A 15,557-nucleotide genomic window follows, 5' to 3' on the forward strand; every position below is an offset into this window, starting at 1 on the left:
TCTCAACTCAGTTCCTCGATCAGTGCGGCCAGCCGTTGCCGGTAGGCTTCGCGGTTGAAGCGCGCGGCCCAGGCGATGAGTTCTTCCGCCGAGGCTTCGCGCGGCGCATCGGCCAGGCGCAGCATCAGGCGTTCCAGGGCGGCGCCGTCGCTGGGCGAGAAGCGCGGCGCCGACGGCGGGGTGACTTCGTCCAGCGAGGTGCCGCTGGCCACCGCCACCGGCGTGCCGACGCTCAGCGCCTCGACCACCGGCAGGCCGAAGCCTTCCGCGTAGGACGGTTGCCAGAGCCGCTCGGCCTGGCGGTACAGCGCGTGCAGTTCGGCGTCGTCGAGCCCGCCGAGCGCGTGCAGGCCGGGCAAGCCGCGTTGTTCCTCGGGCAGGTGGTCGAGGCTGCCGACCAGCACCAGCGGCGGCACGCCGGGCGCCTGGGCGCGCGCCCGGGTCCAGGCACTGACGAACCAGGGCACGTTCTTGCGCAGTTCGCGGGTACCCACCAGCAGCCAGTAGCGTGGCGGCAGGCCGCGTGCCGAGAGGTCGGCGGGTTCGCCGGCGAAGCCGTCGACCTGGTTGGGCAGCACCCGGACTTTCCCGGCGACCCCGGGAAACAGCCGCACAGCCTCGTCGGCGCTGTACTGCGAAGGGGTCCAGACACGGTCGGCGACACGCAGCGCATAGGCGATCGACAGGTAGTCGCTGATCCGATAGACCAGTGCCTTGAGGCGGTTGGCGTGGTAGTTCTTCAGGGTGATCTGGAACAGATCGTGGATCAGCAGCGCATAGCGCACGCCCGGCGGACGCGGCGGTAGCGGCAGGCCCATGTTGAAGGTGCTGATGTACAGGTCGATGTCCTGTTCGCGCAAGGCGCGTGGGAGGAACCCGGCTTCGAAGCGCAGGCGCTGGTGCGGCTGGTGCATCGCGGTGCGCGGGCAGCCCCACGGCGGGCAGACCGCCCGCTGGCGCAGCGGGTCGTCGAGAGGGGCCACGGTGAAGCGGGTCACCTGCGTGCCGGGCAGGCTTTCCAGGGCCTGCTCCATGGCATAGACCTGGCGGCTGATGCCCGAGTGCGGCGAGCTGCCGACGGTGCGGTAGTCGAGTCCTATGCGCATGCCGGCGCTCCTTCGGCGAGGCCGGCGTAGACCTGTTCCAGTTGGCTGGCGGCGACGCTCCAGTCGTGCGCGCGACGTACGTAGGCGCGGCCGTTCTCGCCCAGCGCGCGGGCCTGCGCCGGGTCCTGCAACAGGCGCACCACGGCGTTGGCGAGCTGCTCGGCGGATTCGCCGCCGAGGTAGTCCTCGCCGTCCCGCAGTTCCAGGCCGGAAACGCCCTGCGCGGTACTCGCCAGCGGCAGCCCGGCGGCCAGGGCCTCGAGCACCTTCAGCTTCGAACCGCCGCCATGGCGCAGCGCGGCGAGGAACACCGAACTGCTCGATTGCAGTTGCAGCAGGTCGGGAACGAAGCCTTGCCATTCGATGCGCGGATCGCTCCAGCGTTGCGCCCACTCCGCCGGCAGCGCATAGCCGCAGACGCTCATGCGCGCCTCGGGGCAGTGTGCCCAGACCCGCGGCAGGATCTCGTCGAGCATCCATTCCACGGCATCGACGTTCGGTGCGTATTCGTAGTTGCCGAGGAACAGCACGCGCTGCGCTTCGGGCGTCGGCCGGGCGGCGGCGAAGTGCTCGCAGTCGACCCCGTTGACCACCACTGGCACCGGGCGCCCGAGCATCGCGCTGAGCTGCCGCGCATCTTTCTCGGTCACGGCGACGACCGCTGCCGCCTGGCTCATCACCCGGCGTTCCCAGCGGCGGTAACGCCACTGGTCGTAGCGCACGAAGGGCAGCGCCCAGCCCGGCAGGCGGTCGTAGGTGGCGGCACCGAGGGACGACTCGACGTTGTGCTCGGTGAGCACGAACGGCTGGCCGGCGTCGCGCAGCGGTCGCTCGTAGGGCTGGAAGCTATAGCTGTGCTCGACCTGGACCACGTCCCAGGGCTCGCGCAGCAACTCCGTGGCGGTGCGTTGCAGCTCCGCCGACAGGCCGTTGACGCTGGCCAGCAGCGGGTAGGGCGCGAACAGCGCGGCGAGCAGCGTGGAGAGGCTGCGCAGCGGTCGGCGCGGCAGCACGACCAGGCGTTCGAGGAAGGGCTCCAGGGCCTGGCGGTCCTCGGCGCTCACCGGCTGCTTGCTGTGCAGCAGCACGGTGATCCGGTGGCCGCGTGCCGCGAGGCTGCGCAGCAGGTGGTACTGGCGGGTCTTGCCGCCGCTGGTGGTGGGCCAGGGCGAGTAGGGCAGGATCCAGAGAATACGCATGGGTGGCTTCACTCCCAGACCAGCATCTGCAGGCTGGACTTCACCGGGACTTCCAGGCCGTCGCTGCCGCTCAAGGGCGTGACCTTGCCGCTGAGCGGATCGTGCAGGGTGGCCTCCTTGAGCTTCGGCAGGCGCACGTTGCCGCCGCGGGCCGACCAGAACAGCCAGACGTTGCGACCGTCCTCGCGGGTCCAGCCGATGCTGAAGGAACCGTCGGGCAGGTCCTCGGTGACCGGCGGGTCGGCCGGGCGCAGCTTCGGCCCGGTGACCTTGAGGAAGCGTTGCAGGGCCAGGTAGACCGGCTTGGGGTTGGCGTCCAGGTCGAGCAGGCCGTAGTCGCGGTCGCGCACGCTGGCGCGCTGGTCGAGATCGCTGAGGGTGAAGAGGAAGATCCGGTCGTAGTCCAGCGCACTCATCAGCGCCAGGCGGCGCAGCACGTAGTCGGCCTGGCCTTCGACGCCGATGATGTCCTGCAACTCCTTCGGCCCCTTGTAGGCCGACCAGCCCCACTCGGTGCTCCAGATCGCCGGCACGCCGGCGTTGCGCAGGGCGCGGTTGATCTGGTTGGCGTGGGAGACGAAGTCCAGGTTCCACGGGTAGTTGCCTTCCGGCAACTGGGTATAGGGGTGGTAGGTGGCGATGGTGCCGAGGCTCTCCACGCCCAGGTGGCCGAGGGCGTCGAACATGGTGCGGCCGTCGGGCATCTCGCTGAAGAAGGCCATGCCGGCGGAAACCACCGGCTTCTCCGGGTCGACCATGCGCAGGGCGATGGTGCTGGCCTGGAGCAGCTTGGCGTAGCCTTCCGGGTCGGCCTTGGGCCGCCAGAAGCCGATCAGGTTGGGCTCGTTCCATACCTGCCAGGCGGCCACGCTCGGGTAGCGCTGCGAGAGCATCGCCATGCGCCGGGCGAAGACTTCCGGGTCGCGCGGCGGATACTGGTCCTGGAAGGGCGAGTAGAACGGCGCGGTGGTGATGAAGCGGGCCGAGCCGACCAGGTAGAACACCGACTTCAGCTGGCGCGCCTCGAGATCCTTGACCAACTGGTCGAGGGAGGCCAGCTGGTACTGGTCCTCGGCGGTTTCCAGGCGGTCCCAGTGCAGGTCCAGGCGCACCCACTCCAGCCCCAGGTCCTGCAGGCGGTCGATCTGCTTGTTGTAGCGCTCCGGGCTGAACCAGAGGAACTGCGCGTTGACCCCGAGGAAGTCTTTCCAGACCACCGCGCGAGGCGCCTTCAGTACCTGGATCTCGGCGTCGGCGGGACGCCCCCAGAACACCAGCAGCAGTACCACGGCGAGCAGCAGCGCGCTGCCGCCCAGATAGAGTCCCTTACGTGCCATGAACGGTTCCCACCATGTCGTTGAACAGTGCCTGGAAGCGCAGCGCGGTGCGCGGCCAGGTCCGCGCATGGCCGATCGCTCCGGCGCGCTCGGCCCAGGCCTGTGCCAGGCGGGGTTCGCGAGCGAGGTTCAACAACTGTTCGGAGAGGGCTGCCACGTCTCCCTGAGGGTAGATGGCGCCGTTGCCGCTGGCGACTTCCTCGGCGAAGGCGCGAGCGTCCGAGGTGATCGCGCCGCGCCCGCAGGCTGCCGCCCAGGACAGGGCGCCGCTGGTGCCGCGCTGCTGGCCGAGCAGACCGAGTTTCTTCGACTCGCGGTACGGCAGGACCATCACGTGGTGGGCCTGGATGGTACGCGGGATGTCCGCGGCGGCCAGGTTCAGGTTCCAGTCGATGGCGTCGGCCAGGCCAAGCTCGGCGATCTGTGCCTTCAACTGGTCGAGGTAGTTGCCGCCGGCGCCGAAGGCCATTTCCGCGGCGGTGCCGCCGGCCAGGGTCAGGCGCACGCGCTGGCGCATCTCCGGCGCGCTGGCGAACAGGTCGGCGAGGGCCTCGAGCAGGTCCTCGATGCCTTTGCCGCGATAGATGAATCCGAAGTACAGCAGGCGCAGGGTGTCCAGCGACGGCAGCGGCACCGTGGCGATCTCCAGGTTGCCGTGGTTGATCACCTCGACCCGCCCGGGCGGCAGGCGCATCCGCCGGGCCAGGCACTCGCCGCCCAGGCCGGTGAGGGTCACCAGGCGCGTCAGGCCCTGGGCCACGGCACGCTCTTCGCGCAGGGTCAGCGGGTCGGCGAGCACCACGGCGGCCTGGGGCAGGGGAGAGGGCAGGCGTTCCAGCAGGTTCAGCGGCCAGGGCAGGCGCTCGCGGCGCCAGACCATGCGCTCCGGATCGTGCACCGTGGCGCTCAGCGGCAGGCGCGGGAAGCGCTTGCGCAGCTCGCGCAGGGCGATGAACTCGCCCAGGCGGCCGCCGCCGAGTTCGGCATGGACCAGGTCGAAGCCGTTCCAGTCGACGCTGTCCAGCCGGCTGGCGATATTCGCGCTGTCGGCCGCCACGCCGGCGAGCGGCGTGGCTACTTCGATGCCGAGACCCTGCAGGGCGTTGCGGAAATGACTGGCGTAGTCGGCGATGCCATTCTTTTCCGGCGGCAGGGGCGCGAGGAGGGCGATCCGCATCAGAACGCGCTCCGGTAGCGGGCGATGGTCTGCAGGACCTTGCTCGGCACCTCGAAGCGGCGCCGGTTGATGATGATCCCGTCGACCTTGCCGAACGCCGTGGTGAGGATGGTCAGCGCATGCTCGACCACCGGCACGGTGCTCTTCTGCGCCTCTACCACCAGGGCGATCAGGTCGGCGCGGCGCAGGGCGATGAAGGCCTCGCGGCTGTCCAGCAGGGCCGGCGCGTCGAGCAATACCACCTCACCCGGCTGGGCCGGTTCGCCGCCGATCCGCACGCGCACGCCGTTTTCCTCCAGCAGGCGGCGCAGTTGCTCGATGATGAAGGTCACGCCTTCACCGTGGCGCGCCGAGGTCAGGCCCAGGGTCAGGCCCTTTTCCTCGATGCGCGCGTAGGGCAGCAGCCCGTACAGCCGGTAGATGCTGGCGGTGAAGGCGTTGCTGCTCTCCGCGGTGCTGTTGCTCAGCTCCGGCAGGGTGGTCCACAGCGGCAGGCCGAATTTCTCCTCGACCAGGCCGCCGTCGTGGATGCGCTGGTCGAGCAGGTAGCAGAGATAGACCACCAGCAGGCCGACGGCGAGGCCGAAGGGCACGGCGAGGAACAGCATCAGCAGGGTTTTCGGGAAGATCCGCCCGGGGTTGTAGGTGGCTTCCTCGATCACCGAGATGTTGCTGATCTGGCTCTTGTCCAGTTCACGGTCGATCCGCGATTTCTCCAGGCTGTCGACGTACAGCGCGTAGTTGCGCTCGGTGGCGTTCAGCTCGCGCTGCAGGCGCGCCAGGGTCGGCTCGATGTCCAGCGCTTCGCGCCGTTGCGCCTCGAGTTCGGCGAGCTGCTTTTCCTGCTCCGCGAGCTGGGTGCGCAGGGCCGCGTTGTTGCTGGTCTCGTCCAGCAGGACCCGTTCCAGGTGAGTGGTCAGGGTGTTCGGCGCGCGGTCCTCGGAACTCTGCACGGTGGCGCCTTCGTCCTGGACTTCCTTCTCCAGGGCACGGATCGAGGCGTCCAGGGCCTTCACCGGCGGCGCGTCGTCGGTGTAGGTGCGCATCATGTCGGCGCGTTCCAGGCGCTTCTGGTTGAGCAGCCGGCGCAGGTCCTGCTGCGCCGGGTTCAGCGCGATCTGCCGCACCGTGACGATCTCCCTGGGCAGCCCCTTGAGTTGCTGGCGGGTGGATTCCAGGGCGCTGTCGGAGGAGGCGATCAGGCGGATCGAGTTGAAACGCTCGCCGCGCAGCACGTTGATCCGCTCGGACAGGTCCTGCAGGCGGTCCTCGATGCTGGATGCGCCGATCTCGTTGAGGTGCTTGAGGATCTGCGCCTTGTAGCTCTTGATCTGCGCCGCGCTGTCGGCAGTCTGCGCCTCGTAGAAGGCGTACAGGCTCTTGCGGCCGAGCGCCTGGGTGCGCTCTTCCATGTAGATCTCGATCCAGGCCTTGACCACTTCCTGGGCGACTTCCGGCTCGCTCCAGGTGAAGCTGATCTCCATCACCGTCGAGCCGGCCGCATGGGTGACCTCGAATTTCTTCTCGAGGTCCTTGGCCAGGCGCTCGACCGCGGTGGTTTCCTCGATCACGCCGAAGGTTTCCAGGGTCACGCGAATCCCGTCGAACACCGCGCCGATGGCCTTCTTCACATAGAACTTGGTGCGCTTCCACAGGCCCTCCGGCGGCGGCCGGTTGGCCAGCACCTCGAGGTAGCGCTCGGCCACCTGACGGACGATCGGCCGGCCGGTGAGCAGGCGTTCTTCGTCGACGATAGGGTCGCGCTGGGTGCTCGGCATCACCAGCGCCTGGCGGTTGCTGATCTCTATCGGCAGGGTCGAGTCACGGCCCGGCTTGACCAGCAGGCGTGCGTTGGACTCGTACTTGGCCGGCAGCAGGAAGGCGCCGAGGACGATGATCACCACCGCGCTGAGGGCCGCCAGCTTGAACTCGCGCTGGTAGATGAACAGCAGGCGCAACAGATCACGCAAGGAACGAATTTCTATCATGGCGATGTCGCTCCTCAGCGATCGTTGTTGACGGTGTAGCTGACGCCGACGCCGATGGACTTGGCGAAGGGCAGCAACTGGTTCAGGTAGACGTCGACGCCCTCGATACGGTCGCCGACCATCGACTTGGGCACGAAGACGATGTCGCCACGCTGCATGGCCAGGGGCTTGCGGCCTTCCGGCCCGATCTTCATCAACTGGCTGAAGTCGAGGAAGTAGGCGTGATAGCGGCCTTCCGAGTCCTCGCGCATGAGCGCCACGCGGCGGGCGTCGCCCACCGGCAGGATGCCGCCGGCGCCGAGGATCGCCTGCTCCATGTTGTTGGCGGCGGGGATCGGCACGGCCGACGGGTTGCGCACCGCGCCGCCGACGAACACCGTATTGCCCGGCGCCTGGTTGATGTTCACCGTGACCCGCGGCTCGCGGTAGATCGGCGCGAGCTTGGTGGTCAGCTCGTTGGCGATTTCCTGCGGCGTGCGGTGCGCGGCCTGGATGCGACCGATGAACGGATAGTAGATGCTGCCGTCGTTGAGCACGGTGTACAGCGTCAGTTCATAGATGGTGGCGACGTTGAACGCCGAGAGGGTCGGCATCTCCCCGGCATCGCGGACGATCCGCAGGGTGTCCCCGACGCGCACCCGCTCCATCGCCGGCGGTAGCCTGGCGAGTTCTTCCAGGGCACGCTTGCCGCTGTCCACGGTGTCGCTGTCCGGTGCGGGAATCCGTGCGGGGGTGTTGCATGCGGCCAGGGCGAGCATGGCGAGCATGAGGAGGGTGCGTTTCATGAGGGAGCACTTCCTGTAGGTCATGATGTTCACTTCCAGTAGCCTGGAAACATGCTGATGCGGCGCTTGAGGGCGACCGGCAGGTGGCGTTCCAGCTGGCCAAGGCGGTAGCCGAGCAGCTTGAACGCGCTACGCAGCGCTATTTCAGGTACGCGATACAGGGCACCGGCGGCACGCAAGGCCTGTATCTCGGCGAGGACATAGCGCTTGCCCTCGCCACCCGCGCCGCCGAAGGCGGCACGTATCCAACGCTCGCGGCCGTAGAACACGCCGATGTCGAAATAGCGGCGGAACTCTTCCAGCAAGCGGTAATCGTGGGAATGGTAGACCTCGGCGCTGGCCGCGTAGCGCACCGCGTAGCCGGCCTGCAGCAGGCGCGCGGCGACGTAGGCGTCCTCGCTGCCGATGACGTCTTCGGGGAAGCCGCCGACGGCCGCCAGGGCGTCGCTGCGGTAGGCGGAGAACGAGTCGGAACTGAAGCAGGTCTTGATCCCCAGTTCCGAGGCGTCGACCAGGCGCTTGCTGCGGCTTTCCGGCGGGTAGTTGAAGCGCCGCGCCTGGGCGCCGAGCAGGCCGGCGCCGGGGTGCGGCAACTGGCGGCCGTAGGCCACGCCGATGTCGGCCTCGGCATAGAGTTCGTCGAGCAGGTTGGCGAAACTGTCGGGCGAGGCGGGAATGGCGTCCTGGGTCAGGTAGATCAGCGCGTCGGCCTCGACCTGCTGGCTGGCCCAGCGCCGCGTCCCGCCGTGGTTGAAGCTGGCCGGCTCGATGACCTCGACCCGCGCGCCGAAGGCGCGGAAGCGCTCCACCGTGTCGTCGCTGGAGCGGCTGTCCACCACCAGGATGCTGTCCGGCTGCCGCCGTTGCGCGGCCAGGGCCGGCAGCAGCCGGTCCAGGTGCGCGCCGGCGTTGCGCGTGGGAATGACCAGGGCGCAGCGCATCAGGCTTTCTTCTCGTCGCTGGCGGGGGCGCGACCGTAGATGTCGTTGAAGCGGACGATGTCGTCCTCGCCGAGGTACTCGCCGCTCTGTACCTCGATCATCACCAGGTCGATGATCCCCGGATTGCTCAGGCGGTGGCTATGCCCGGCGGGGATGAAGGTGGATTCGTTGGTGTTGAGGAGAAACTCGCGCTCGCCGTTCTCCACCAGCGCCATGCCGCTGACCACGATCCAGTGCTCGCTGCGATGGTGGTGCATCTGCAACGACAGCGAAGCCTTGGGGCGCACCACGATGCGCTTGATCTTGAAGCGGCGGCCTTCCTCGAGCACGGTGTAGGTGCCCCAGGGCCGGCTGACCGTGCGGTGCAGGCGGAAGGCGTCGTGGCCGCGACGCTTGAGTTCCTGGGCGACGAACTTGACGTCCTGGCTGCGCGCCGCGTCGGCCACCAGCAGGGCGTCGGGGGTGTCGACGATGATCAGGTCGTGCACGCCGACGGCGCCGACCAGGCGCTTCGGCGAATCGATGTAGCAGTTGCTGACGTCGTGCAGCACGCTCTCGCCGCGTACCTGGTTGCCGTTCTCGTCCGCCGCGCTGAGTTCGCGCAGCGCCTGCCAGGAGCCGATGTCGCTCCAGCCGATGGAGCAGGGCACCACGGCGACCTTGTCCGAGCGCTCCATCAGCGCGTAGTCGACGGAGATGTCCGGCGCCTCGGCGAAGGCCCCGGCGGCCAGCTCGCGCTGGCGGCACTGGCCGTTCTCCAGGCTGCTGCCGTCGGCCAGGGCGGCGCGGGCGGCGATCAGCACCTCCGGCGCGTGGCGCTCCAGTTCCTGCAACACGGTGGCGGCCTGGAAGCAGAACATGCCGGCGTTCCACAGGTACTTGCCGCTGTCCAGGTAGGACTGGGCGGTGGCCTGGTCGGGTTTCTCGACGAAGCGCGCGACCCGGAAGCCGTTGCCCAGCGGGGCGCCCTGTTCGATATAGCCGAAGCCGGTCTCGGCGCGCTCCGGGGTGATGCCGAAGGTCACCAGGTAGCCTTGGGCCGCGAGTCCGCGAGCCTCGGCCACCGCCGCGGCGAAGGCCTGCTCGTCGCGGATCAGGTGGTCGGCGGGAAGGATCAGCAACTGCGCCTGGTCGCCGAAGTGCTCCTGCACATGCAGCGCGGCGGCGGCGATGGCCGGCGCGGTATTGCGTCCCACCGGCTCCAGCAGCAGGTCCTGGGCCAGGCCGCTGCGGTTGACCGCGCGGTAGTCGTCCAGGGTGCGGAACAGCAGGTCGCGGTTGGTCACCGTGAGCAGGCGGGCGACGTCCGGCAGCCCGGCGATACGCAGGAAGGTCTTCTGCAACAGGCTCTGGTCATCGGCCAGGCGCATGAAGGGTTTCGGCATGCTCTCCCGGGAAACCGGCCACAGGCGGGTCCCGGAACCGCCGGAAACGATGCAGGGGATCAGCGGGGCGACGGCGTTCATCAGTAGACTTCCTTGGTCAGGAGTACGGCTGGCACCGTACGGAACAGGATGTAGAGGTCGAACCACACCGACCACTTGGCGATGTATTCGAGGTCGTATTCCACGCGTTTCTTGATCTTGTGCAGGGTGTCGGTCTCACCCCGGTAGCCGTTGATCTGCGCCCAGCCGGTGATGCCGGGCTTGACCCGGTGGCGCGAGCTGTATTCGCTGACCGCCTCCTCGAAGGGAATGCCGGCGGCCTTGGTCGCGGTGGCGTGGGGGCGCGGGCCGACCATCGACATGCTGCCGGCGAGCACGTTGAACAGCTGCGGCAGCTCGTCGATGCTGGTCTTGCGGATGAAGCGGCCGACCCGGGTGATGCGGTCGTCGTCGCGGGTGGTCTGGCGTTCGGCGTTGGCGTCGGTCCTTTCCGTGTACATCGAGCGGAACTTGAAGACCCAGATCAGCCGGTTGTTGTAGCCGTAGCGTTTCTGCCGGAACAGCACAGGCCCCTTGGAGTCGAGCCTGATCGCCAGGGCCACCAGGGCCATCAGCGGGGCGAAGAGGACCAGCGCGATGCTCGCCAGGACCAGGTCCTCGCAGCGCTTGATCAGCGGCGACCAGCCGCGCAGCGGCAGCTCGGACGCGTTGAACATGGGGATTCCGGAAACGTCGACGATGCGGTTGTGGGCATGCCGGAAGGCAGCCATGTCCGGCACCAGCAGGACGTTCACCGGCAATTGCCGCAGGCGGTGGACGATGGCGCCGATGCGCCCCTCGGCGAACCAGGGCAGGGCGACCAGCACCTGGTCGACCTGTTCCTGGCGGATCAGCTTCTCCAGGTCCTTGGTGTTGCCCAGCAGCGGCAGCGAGTTGTAGTTCTCCGGGACCCGCTCGGAGCGGTCGTCGATGAAGCCGATGATGCCGGAGCGGATGTCGTGGTTGCGTACCAGGTATTCGGCCAGGTGCATGCCGCTCTCGGTGAAGCCGAGGATCACCGTGCGTTGCAGGTACATGCCGCGTTTCATCCAGGCCCGGTACAGGCGCAGCACCAGCAGGCGCTGCACGCCGAACAGCAGCAGGCTGCCGGTGAACCAGAAGATCACCAGCTTGCTGCTGAGGTAGGGAAACAGGCCCAGGCCCTGGTACATGAACAACAGCAGGCAGAACGCCGAGGCCCAGGCGAAGAACATGATGCGGAAGCGCAGGCGGTTGCTGAAGATATCGTCGGAGTAGACGTCCAGTGCCTGGAACATGATCACCGTGAGCGCGCCGAAGAACAGCAGCAGCCCGAGCATGTTGCTGCGCAGCTCCACGGGAACCAGGCCGGGGTAGTACAGCAGGAACAGCGCCGGGGCGATGGCGGTGAGCGCGTGTACCAGCTTGGTCGCGACCAGGAAGTACTCGATGAATCCAGCCCGTGTCAGCGACAGGCTATCTACCGACTTCGAATGCATGTTGTTTGCTCTGCCGATCACGGGCAGTCCATTGAGTGGATAGGGAAGAGCAAGGCGGTGAAGCGTCAATTTAGTGACTATTTTTCATTTGCCACGCGGTTTAGTCATTTTCCCGTCGAATAGGTTCATTCGTCGATAGTGGCTTTGTGATAGCTATCTTAGCATTCCCAGGGAAATATCCGTAGTCTGGGTAAGTTTTTTTAGTCAATTTATTGACGTATTTCTGGCGCCAAACTTTTATCCAAACAGTAGACGAGGAAATCTGACGCCGCCAATCCGCGAGCGCTCTGGCCTGGGAAGCGAAGCGGGGTGAAAGGTGAGGGCAGGCCGCTCGGCCAGGTGGCCAGCCGCCGGTTCGACGACCCGCCTGTTCACTGGCGCTGCGGGCTGCCTGGGCAGGATGCGCCTGCGGTTCCATGACGCAGGTTGGCCGTTCGAGCGTGCCGGTCCGACCTGGGGGGCTTGGCGGACGTTGTCCGTTGCCCTCGTCGAAGGCGGAATAGGTTCGGGCCTGCGGCGTGCGCGGACGGGCTACCAGAACCAGCCGCCGCGCGACAGTTCCTGCTGGCAACTGCGGTACTGGGCGCCGAACAGCGAGGCGCGGGACTGGACCTTCTGCGAGACGTTCTTCAGCCATGGCTTGGCGTCGTAGCTGCGGTTGCGGTAGCCGCCCCAGCCCTCGTGGTAGTTCAGGTACTGGCCGTAGGCGTCCCACTTGGAGACGCCGTTGACCCGCTGGCTCTTCTGGATGTACCAGCCCATGAAGTCCAGGGCGTCGGCGAAGTCGTCGCGGCTGGCGCCCCAGCCGCCGGCCTCGCGCTTGTAGTCGGCCCAGGTCTCGTCCTTGGCCTGGGCGTAGCCGTAGGCGGAGCTGACCCGGCCCCAGGGGATGAAACCGAGGAAGTAGTAGCGCGGCGGCAGGGCGTCATGCTTGAAGGAGGATTCCTGGTACATCATCGCCATCGGCACCTGGACCGGCGCGCCCCAGCGCTGCTGCATCTTCAGCGCCGCCTCGTGCCATTTCGGTTTTTCGCGGAAGATCTCGCAGAGGTTGTCGGGATTGGCGGGGGGCTTGGTGGCGCAGCCGGCAAGAGCCAGGAGCAGGGCCGGCATCGAGAGCCGCAGCATGAAAGGGGTCCTTTGGCAGACGTCTGGGTCGCTTAACGCTGGCGCTTTATACCCGCTTTCCGGCACTCCATGCATCCCCAGGCCGATTCCCTGCCTGCGGGGGGCGTCGGCGCTTCCTCAGGTCGGCCTGGGCGTCTCGGCCTGGCCGGGGGCTCCCTCCAGGCGCGGCCCCCAGTCCTCGACCTGGCCTTTTTCCAGGCGCCGCTCCAGGGTGCGCCGCCAGGATGGCGTCAGCGGCAGCGCCAGGCACTGGCGCAGCAGCTCGGCGTCGGCCCGCCTGTCGAACAGCACCTCGGACAGGCGCAACAACGACCAGTCCGGATGGCGCCGTTCGACCAGTTGCAGGATATCGCCAGCCGCCACCACGCCTTCCTCCAGCACCCGGTAGTACCAGCCGGTGCGCCCGGACTCCTGCACCCTCAGGGACATCCCGGCGACCTCGAAGCGGTCGTTGAGCTTCCAGCAGGGCATGCGCCCCTGGGACACCTCCAGCAGCGCGGTGCCGGCCCGCACGCGGTCGCCGAGGCAGACGTCGGCTTCGCTCCAGCCGCTGGTGCTGAAGTTCTCGCCGAAGGCGCCCGCCTGCATCAGCAGGGGGTGTTCGCCCAGTTCGGCGATCCAGGCGGCGTAGTGTTCGCGTGGGTAATGGTGGATCGCTTTCTCGACGCCGCCATGGACGCGCAGGTCGCCCTGTTCGTCGCCCTCCAGGCCGACGGGGGTGACCCTGAGCGCACCGTCGCGCGGAGACTTGGCGATGCCGCTGCGCGAGCCGGGGCGGGTGAAGGGCCGGGCGCGGCCGGTGAGAAGGGCATCCAGGGGTAGGGCAGGCAGGGGCATGGGAGGGTTCTCTAAGATGCGAGATGGTATCGACTAAATACAATATAGAGTCCGCCAAGCCTTCGCCCGCTGTCAAGCCGCCAGACCCTCCGGATGCGTCGATAGCCTCGGTGGGCGGGGAGTCCCCAGGACCTAGCTGAGCTGGCCGTGGGATTCTGAAGCTCGTCAAGAATCTTGGCGTAATGGTCACGCTGGCTTGCACGCTACGGTGCTTACGACATTACTTTGCGTACGGAACCTAGCGCAGAAGTAACACAAGATAAGTGTTCAATCGATATCTCCAAGCATGAAATGGATTTTCGAATCTATAAATTGTAGCGAATACCTCTAGTCGACTCATCTACGATAGTTACAATCTGGACGACAAGTCATTAGTACTCTCCATGGGGTGTTTAATGAAATAAAAGCGCAGATAAGACATGGTGCTGCTAAGGACCTGCCGAAGAGGGTGTCCGAAAATATCCGGCATTTGTCCGAAGATACTCTAGCAAAAAGATGCTTCATGCTGGTTTTATCAGCTTTCGGGCTAGTAGTACGCATGAGGCGGCGGATGGAAATAATGAAAAAGACTGAATCTATCCTGTTGCTGATCCTCCGGGATATGCGGTGATGTTGGGTCTTGTTTATTGCGGGCGTCTATTGATGAGTCTGCCGATTCATCCAAGGGCGATATCGATCATGCTGCAGTGTTTCGTGTTGCTAAATTGAAAGCATAGTCCAAGGGAGGCGGATACCTTCGTGACTCAGATAATAGTAGTGCATGGCATGCGTGCGGAGTAGTGTTAAGCGAGTTAAAATTAAATATCAGTAGATGGTGAAATGCCTTGATCTTCACCTTTAAGAGAAAAGTCCTTAAGGACTTAACCTTGCTCCACTACCGGATAGTCACTGGCTGTTAGCAGGGTCGAGACGAGCTAGCACAAACTGAGAGATCGACAAGAATGATAAATAAGAGAAATGCTATTTTCCTCTCAATGATTCTCATCTTTTTTAGCATCGCCTGCATTGGTAGTGCAGGTGTGAGAGTGTGGAATTTTTACACTTTGTTTGACTCGGGGAAGATTGCTGAAAATTTTCGAGCAATGCCGAGACTGTTTAACTCGGTCCCAATAAAGAAGAGCGGATCGGCTCATTTTTTTGAAAAAAACCTCAGGGATATGCCTGGCTCATTTAGCTTTCAAGATCACGAGATTGGCTTTAAAGACTGGTTGGCGAGCAGCAATACCACCGGCCTTATAGTTCTCAGTGATGATCGCATTGCCTTTGAGGAATACTACCTGGGCAATAGTGCGAAAAGCCTTGCTATTGGCTGGTCGCTAAGCAAATCACTAATGTCCCTCTTGATTGGAATGGCAGTTGATGAAGGATCAATACACAGTCTGCTAGATCCTGTGAACCTGTACGCCCCACAGCTTTCTGCTGGCGGATATGCGGGTGTTTCTTTGAGAGATGTGCTTGAGATGTCATCAGGAATAGCTTTCAGTGAGGACTACGGGAATTCGGACTCCGATATCAACCAGCTAGGTAGGACTATAGCGCTTGGCGGATCAGTAAATGAAAAAGTGAGTTCATTGAGAAGAGAAGATGTCCCGGGGAGAGTGCACCACTACGTTAGCGTAGATACCCAGGTGCTTGGTATGGTCTTATTGGGCGCGACTGGTATGGGCCCCTCACAGTTTATGAATCAAAGACTTTGGCCCCAACTGGGTGCCGAATGTGAAGGTGCTTGGTTAACAGACGATCGGGGCACAGAGCTAGCATTCGGTGGGGTGAACCTTTGCCTAAGAGACTTTGCACGCATTGGTCTATTATTTCTTCATGGCGGTCGCAGCCTGACTGGAAGTCAAATTGTAAGTGCTGAGTGGGTCAAGGCATCAACCAAACCTCGGAGTGCTCACTTGCGTCCTGGACGTTACATAGAGGATGGTGAGCCAAATCTTGGGTATGGTTACCAGTGGTGGATTCCAGAAGGCAAAGAAGGGGAGTTCTTGGCTATCGGAGTGTACGGGCAGTTTATTTATGTAAATCCACTTAGGCGTGTGGTGATTGCAAAGACCTCCGCGTATGTCGACTACAACGTTGACGGCATCCGTATGGAACATGAGGCACTTGCAGCGTTCAGGGCTATATCAAGAACAGTAGGGGTGAGGTGAATAT

General features: G+C 64.9%; 12 protein-coding genes. 1 reads left to right on the forward strand and 11 read right to left on the reverse strand.

The window, feature by feature from the left end; genetic code table 11:
* Window positions 1-2: 2 nt before the first annotated feature.
* The 11 genes from ACM0M4_RS15350 to ACM0M4_RS15400 all read right to left on the reverse strand — a co-directional run bounded on the left by ACM0M4_RS15350 (window position 3) and on the right by ACM0M4_RS15400 (window position 13,400).
* A complete protein-coding gene (locus ACM0M4_RS15350) occupies window positions 3-1,106 on the reverse strand; it encodes a glycosyltransferase family 4 protein (protein ID WP_003450807.1) in 1,104 nt (367 codons plus the stop codon).
* Window positions 1,097-2,305 carry a glycosyltransferase family 4 protein gene (locus ACM0M4_RS15355; protein ID WP_003120153.1) on the reverse strand — a complete coding sequence of 403 codons (1,209 nt, stop codon included), beginning with the start codon at window positions 2,303-2,305 and terminating at the stop codon, window positions 1,097-1,099. The genes ACM0M4_RS15350 and ACM0M4_RS15355 overlap by 10 nt, the downstream gene beginning before the upstream one ends.
* 8 nt (window positions 2,306-2,313) lie before the next feature.
* Window positions 2,314-3,642 (reverse strand): cellulase family glycosylhydrolase, encoded by a 1,329-nt coding sequence (locus tag ACM0M4_RS15360; protein ID WP_003089230.1) that lies wholly within the window; start codon window positions 3,640-3,642, stop codon window positions 2,314-2,316.
* Window positions 3,632-4,819: a glycosyltransferase family 4 protein gene (locus ACM0M4_RS15365; RefSeq protein WP_003158941.1), complete on the reverse strand. Its 1,188-nt coding sequence runs from the start codon at window positions 4,817-4,819 to the stop codon at window positions 3,632-3,634. Before ACM0M4_RS15365 ends, ACM0M4_RS15360 begins: the two co-directional genes overlap by 11 nt.
* The gene (locus tag ACM0M4_RS15370; RefSeq protein ID WP_003113719.1) at window positions 4,819-6,807 is read right to left on the reverse strand and encodes a GumC family protein; all 1,989 of its coding nucleotides are present in this window, start codon (window positions 6,805-6,807) and stop codon (window positions 4,819-4,821) included. Before ACM0M4_RS15370 ends, ACM0M4_RS15365 begins: the two co-directional genes overlap by 1 nt.
* 14 nt (window positions 6,808-6,821) lie before the next feature.
* Window positions 6,822-7,592, reverse strand: a complete 771-nt coding sequence (locus tag ACM0M4_RS15375) for a polysaccharide biosynthesis/export family protein (protein ID WP_003089227.1) — start codon at window positions 7,590-7,592, stop codon at window positions 6,822-6,824.
* Window positions 7,593-7,621: 29 nt separating this feature from the next.
* Window positions 7,622-8,533 (reverse strand): glycosyltransferase family 2 protein, encoded by a 912-nt coding sequence (locus tag ACM0M4_RS15380; RefSeq protein WP_054376080.1) that lies wholly within the window; start codon window positions 8,531-8,533, stop codon window positions 7,622-7,624.
* Window positions 8,533-9,999, reverse strand: a complete 1,467-nt coding sequence (locus tag ACM0M4_RS15385; RefSeq protein WP_003113717.1) for a mannose-1-phosphate guanylyltransferase/mannose-6-phosphate isomerase — start codon at window positions 9,997-9,999, stop codon at window positions 8,533-8,535. The genes ACM0M4_RS15380 and ACM0M4_RS15385 overlap by 1 nt, the downstream gene beginning before the upstream one ends.
* On the reverse strand, window positions 9,999-11,435 hold the full coding sequence (locus tag ACM0M4_RS15390; protein WP_003111160.1) for an undecaprenyl-phosphate glucose phosphotransferase: 1,437 nt from the start codon (window positions 11,433-11,435) through the stop codon (window positions 9,999-10,001). The genes ACM0M4_RS15385 and ACM0M4_RS15390 overlap by 1 nt, the downstream gene beginning before the upstream one ends.
* Window positions 11,436-11,966: 531 nt before the next feature.
* The gene (locus ACM0M4_RS15395) at window positions 11,967-12,563 is read right to left on the reverse strand and encodes a hypothetical protein (RefSeq protein WP_003089218.1); all 597 of its coding nucleotides are present in this window, start codon (window positions 12,561-12,563) and stop codon (window positions 11,967-11,969) included.
* A 117-nt stretch (window positions 12,564-12,680) separates the two neighbouring features.
* Window positions 12,681-13,400, reverse strand: a complete 720-nt coding sequence (locus ACM0M4_RS15400; RefSeq protein ID WP_003117249.1) for an MOSC domain-containing protein — start codon at window positions 13,398-13,400, stop codon at window positions 12,681-12,683.
* Window positions 13,401-14,341: 941 nt separating this feature from the next.
* Between ACM0M4_RS15400 and ACM0M4_RS15405 the strand changes: the two genes are divergently transcribed.
* Window positions 14,342-15,553, forward strand: coding sequence for a serine hydrolase domain-containing protein (locus ACM0M4_RS15405; protein ID WP_115288791.1), 1,212 nt, complete (start codon window positions 14,342-14,344; stop codon window positions 15,551-15,553).
* Window positions 15,554-15,557 lie beyond the last annotated feature (4 nt).

The sequence above is a fragment of the Pseudomonas sp. 18-147 genome (assembly GCF_051048045.1).
Lineage (GTDB): Bacteria > Pseudomonadota > Gammaproteobacteria > Pseudomonadales > Pseudomonadaceae > Pseudomonas > Pseudomonas aeruginosa.

Coding starts and splice junctions, on each gene's coding strand:
- ACM0M4_RS15350 (WP_003450807.1), bottom strand. CDS start 1,106: ATGCGCATAGGACTCGACTACCGCACCGTCGGCAGCTCGCCGCACTCG.
- ACM0M4_RS15355 (WP_003120153.1), bottom strand. CDS start 2,305: ATGCGTATTCTCTGGATCCTGCCCTACTCGCCCTGGCCCACCACCAGC.
- ACM0M4_RS15360 (WP_003089230.1), bottom strand. CDS start 3,642: ATGGCACGTAAGGGACTCTATCTGGGCGGCAGCGCGCTGCTGCTCGCC.
- ACM0M4_RS15365 (WP_003158941.1), bottom strand. CDS start 4,819: ATGCGGATCGCCCTCCTCGCGCCCCTGCCGCCGGAAAAGAATGGCATC.
- ACM0M4_RS15370 (WP_003113719.1), bottom strand. CDS start 6,807: ATGATAGAAATTCGTTCCTTGCGTGATCTGTTGCGCCTGCTGTTCATC.
- ACM0M4_RS15375 (WP_003089227.1), bottom strand. CDS start 7,592: ATGAAACGCACCCTCCTCATGCTCGCCATGCTCGCCCTGGCCGCATGC.
- ACM0M4_RS15380 (WP_054376080.1), bottom strand. CDS start 8,533: ATGCGCTGCGCCCTGGTCATTCCCACGCGCAACGCCGGCGCGCACCTG.
- ACM0M4_RS15385 (WP_003113717.1), bottom strand. CDS start 9,999: ATGAACGCCGTCGCCCCGCTGATCCCCTGCATCGTTTCCGGCGGTTCC.
- ACM0M4_RS15390 (WP_003111160.1), bottom strand. CDS start 11,435: ATGCATTCGAAGTCGGTAGATAGCCTGTCGCTGACACGGGCTGGATTC.
- ACM0M4_RS15395 (WP_003089218.1), bottom strand. CDS start 12,563: ATGCTGCGGCTCTCGATGCCGGCCCTGCTCCTGGCTCTTGCCGGCTGC.
- ACM0M4_RS15400 (WP_003117249.1), bottom strand. CDS start 13,400: ATGCCCCTGCCTGCCCTACCCCTGGATGCCCTTCTCACCGGCCGCGCC.
- ACM0M4_RS15405 (WP_115288791.1), top strand. CDS start 14,342: ATGATAAATAAGAGAAATGCTATTTTCCTCTCAATGATTCTCATCTTT.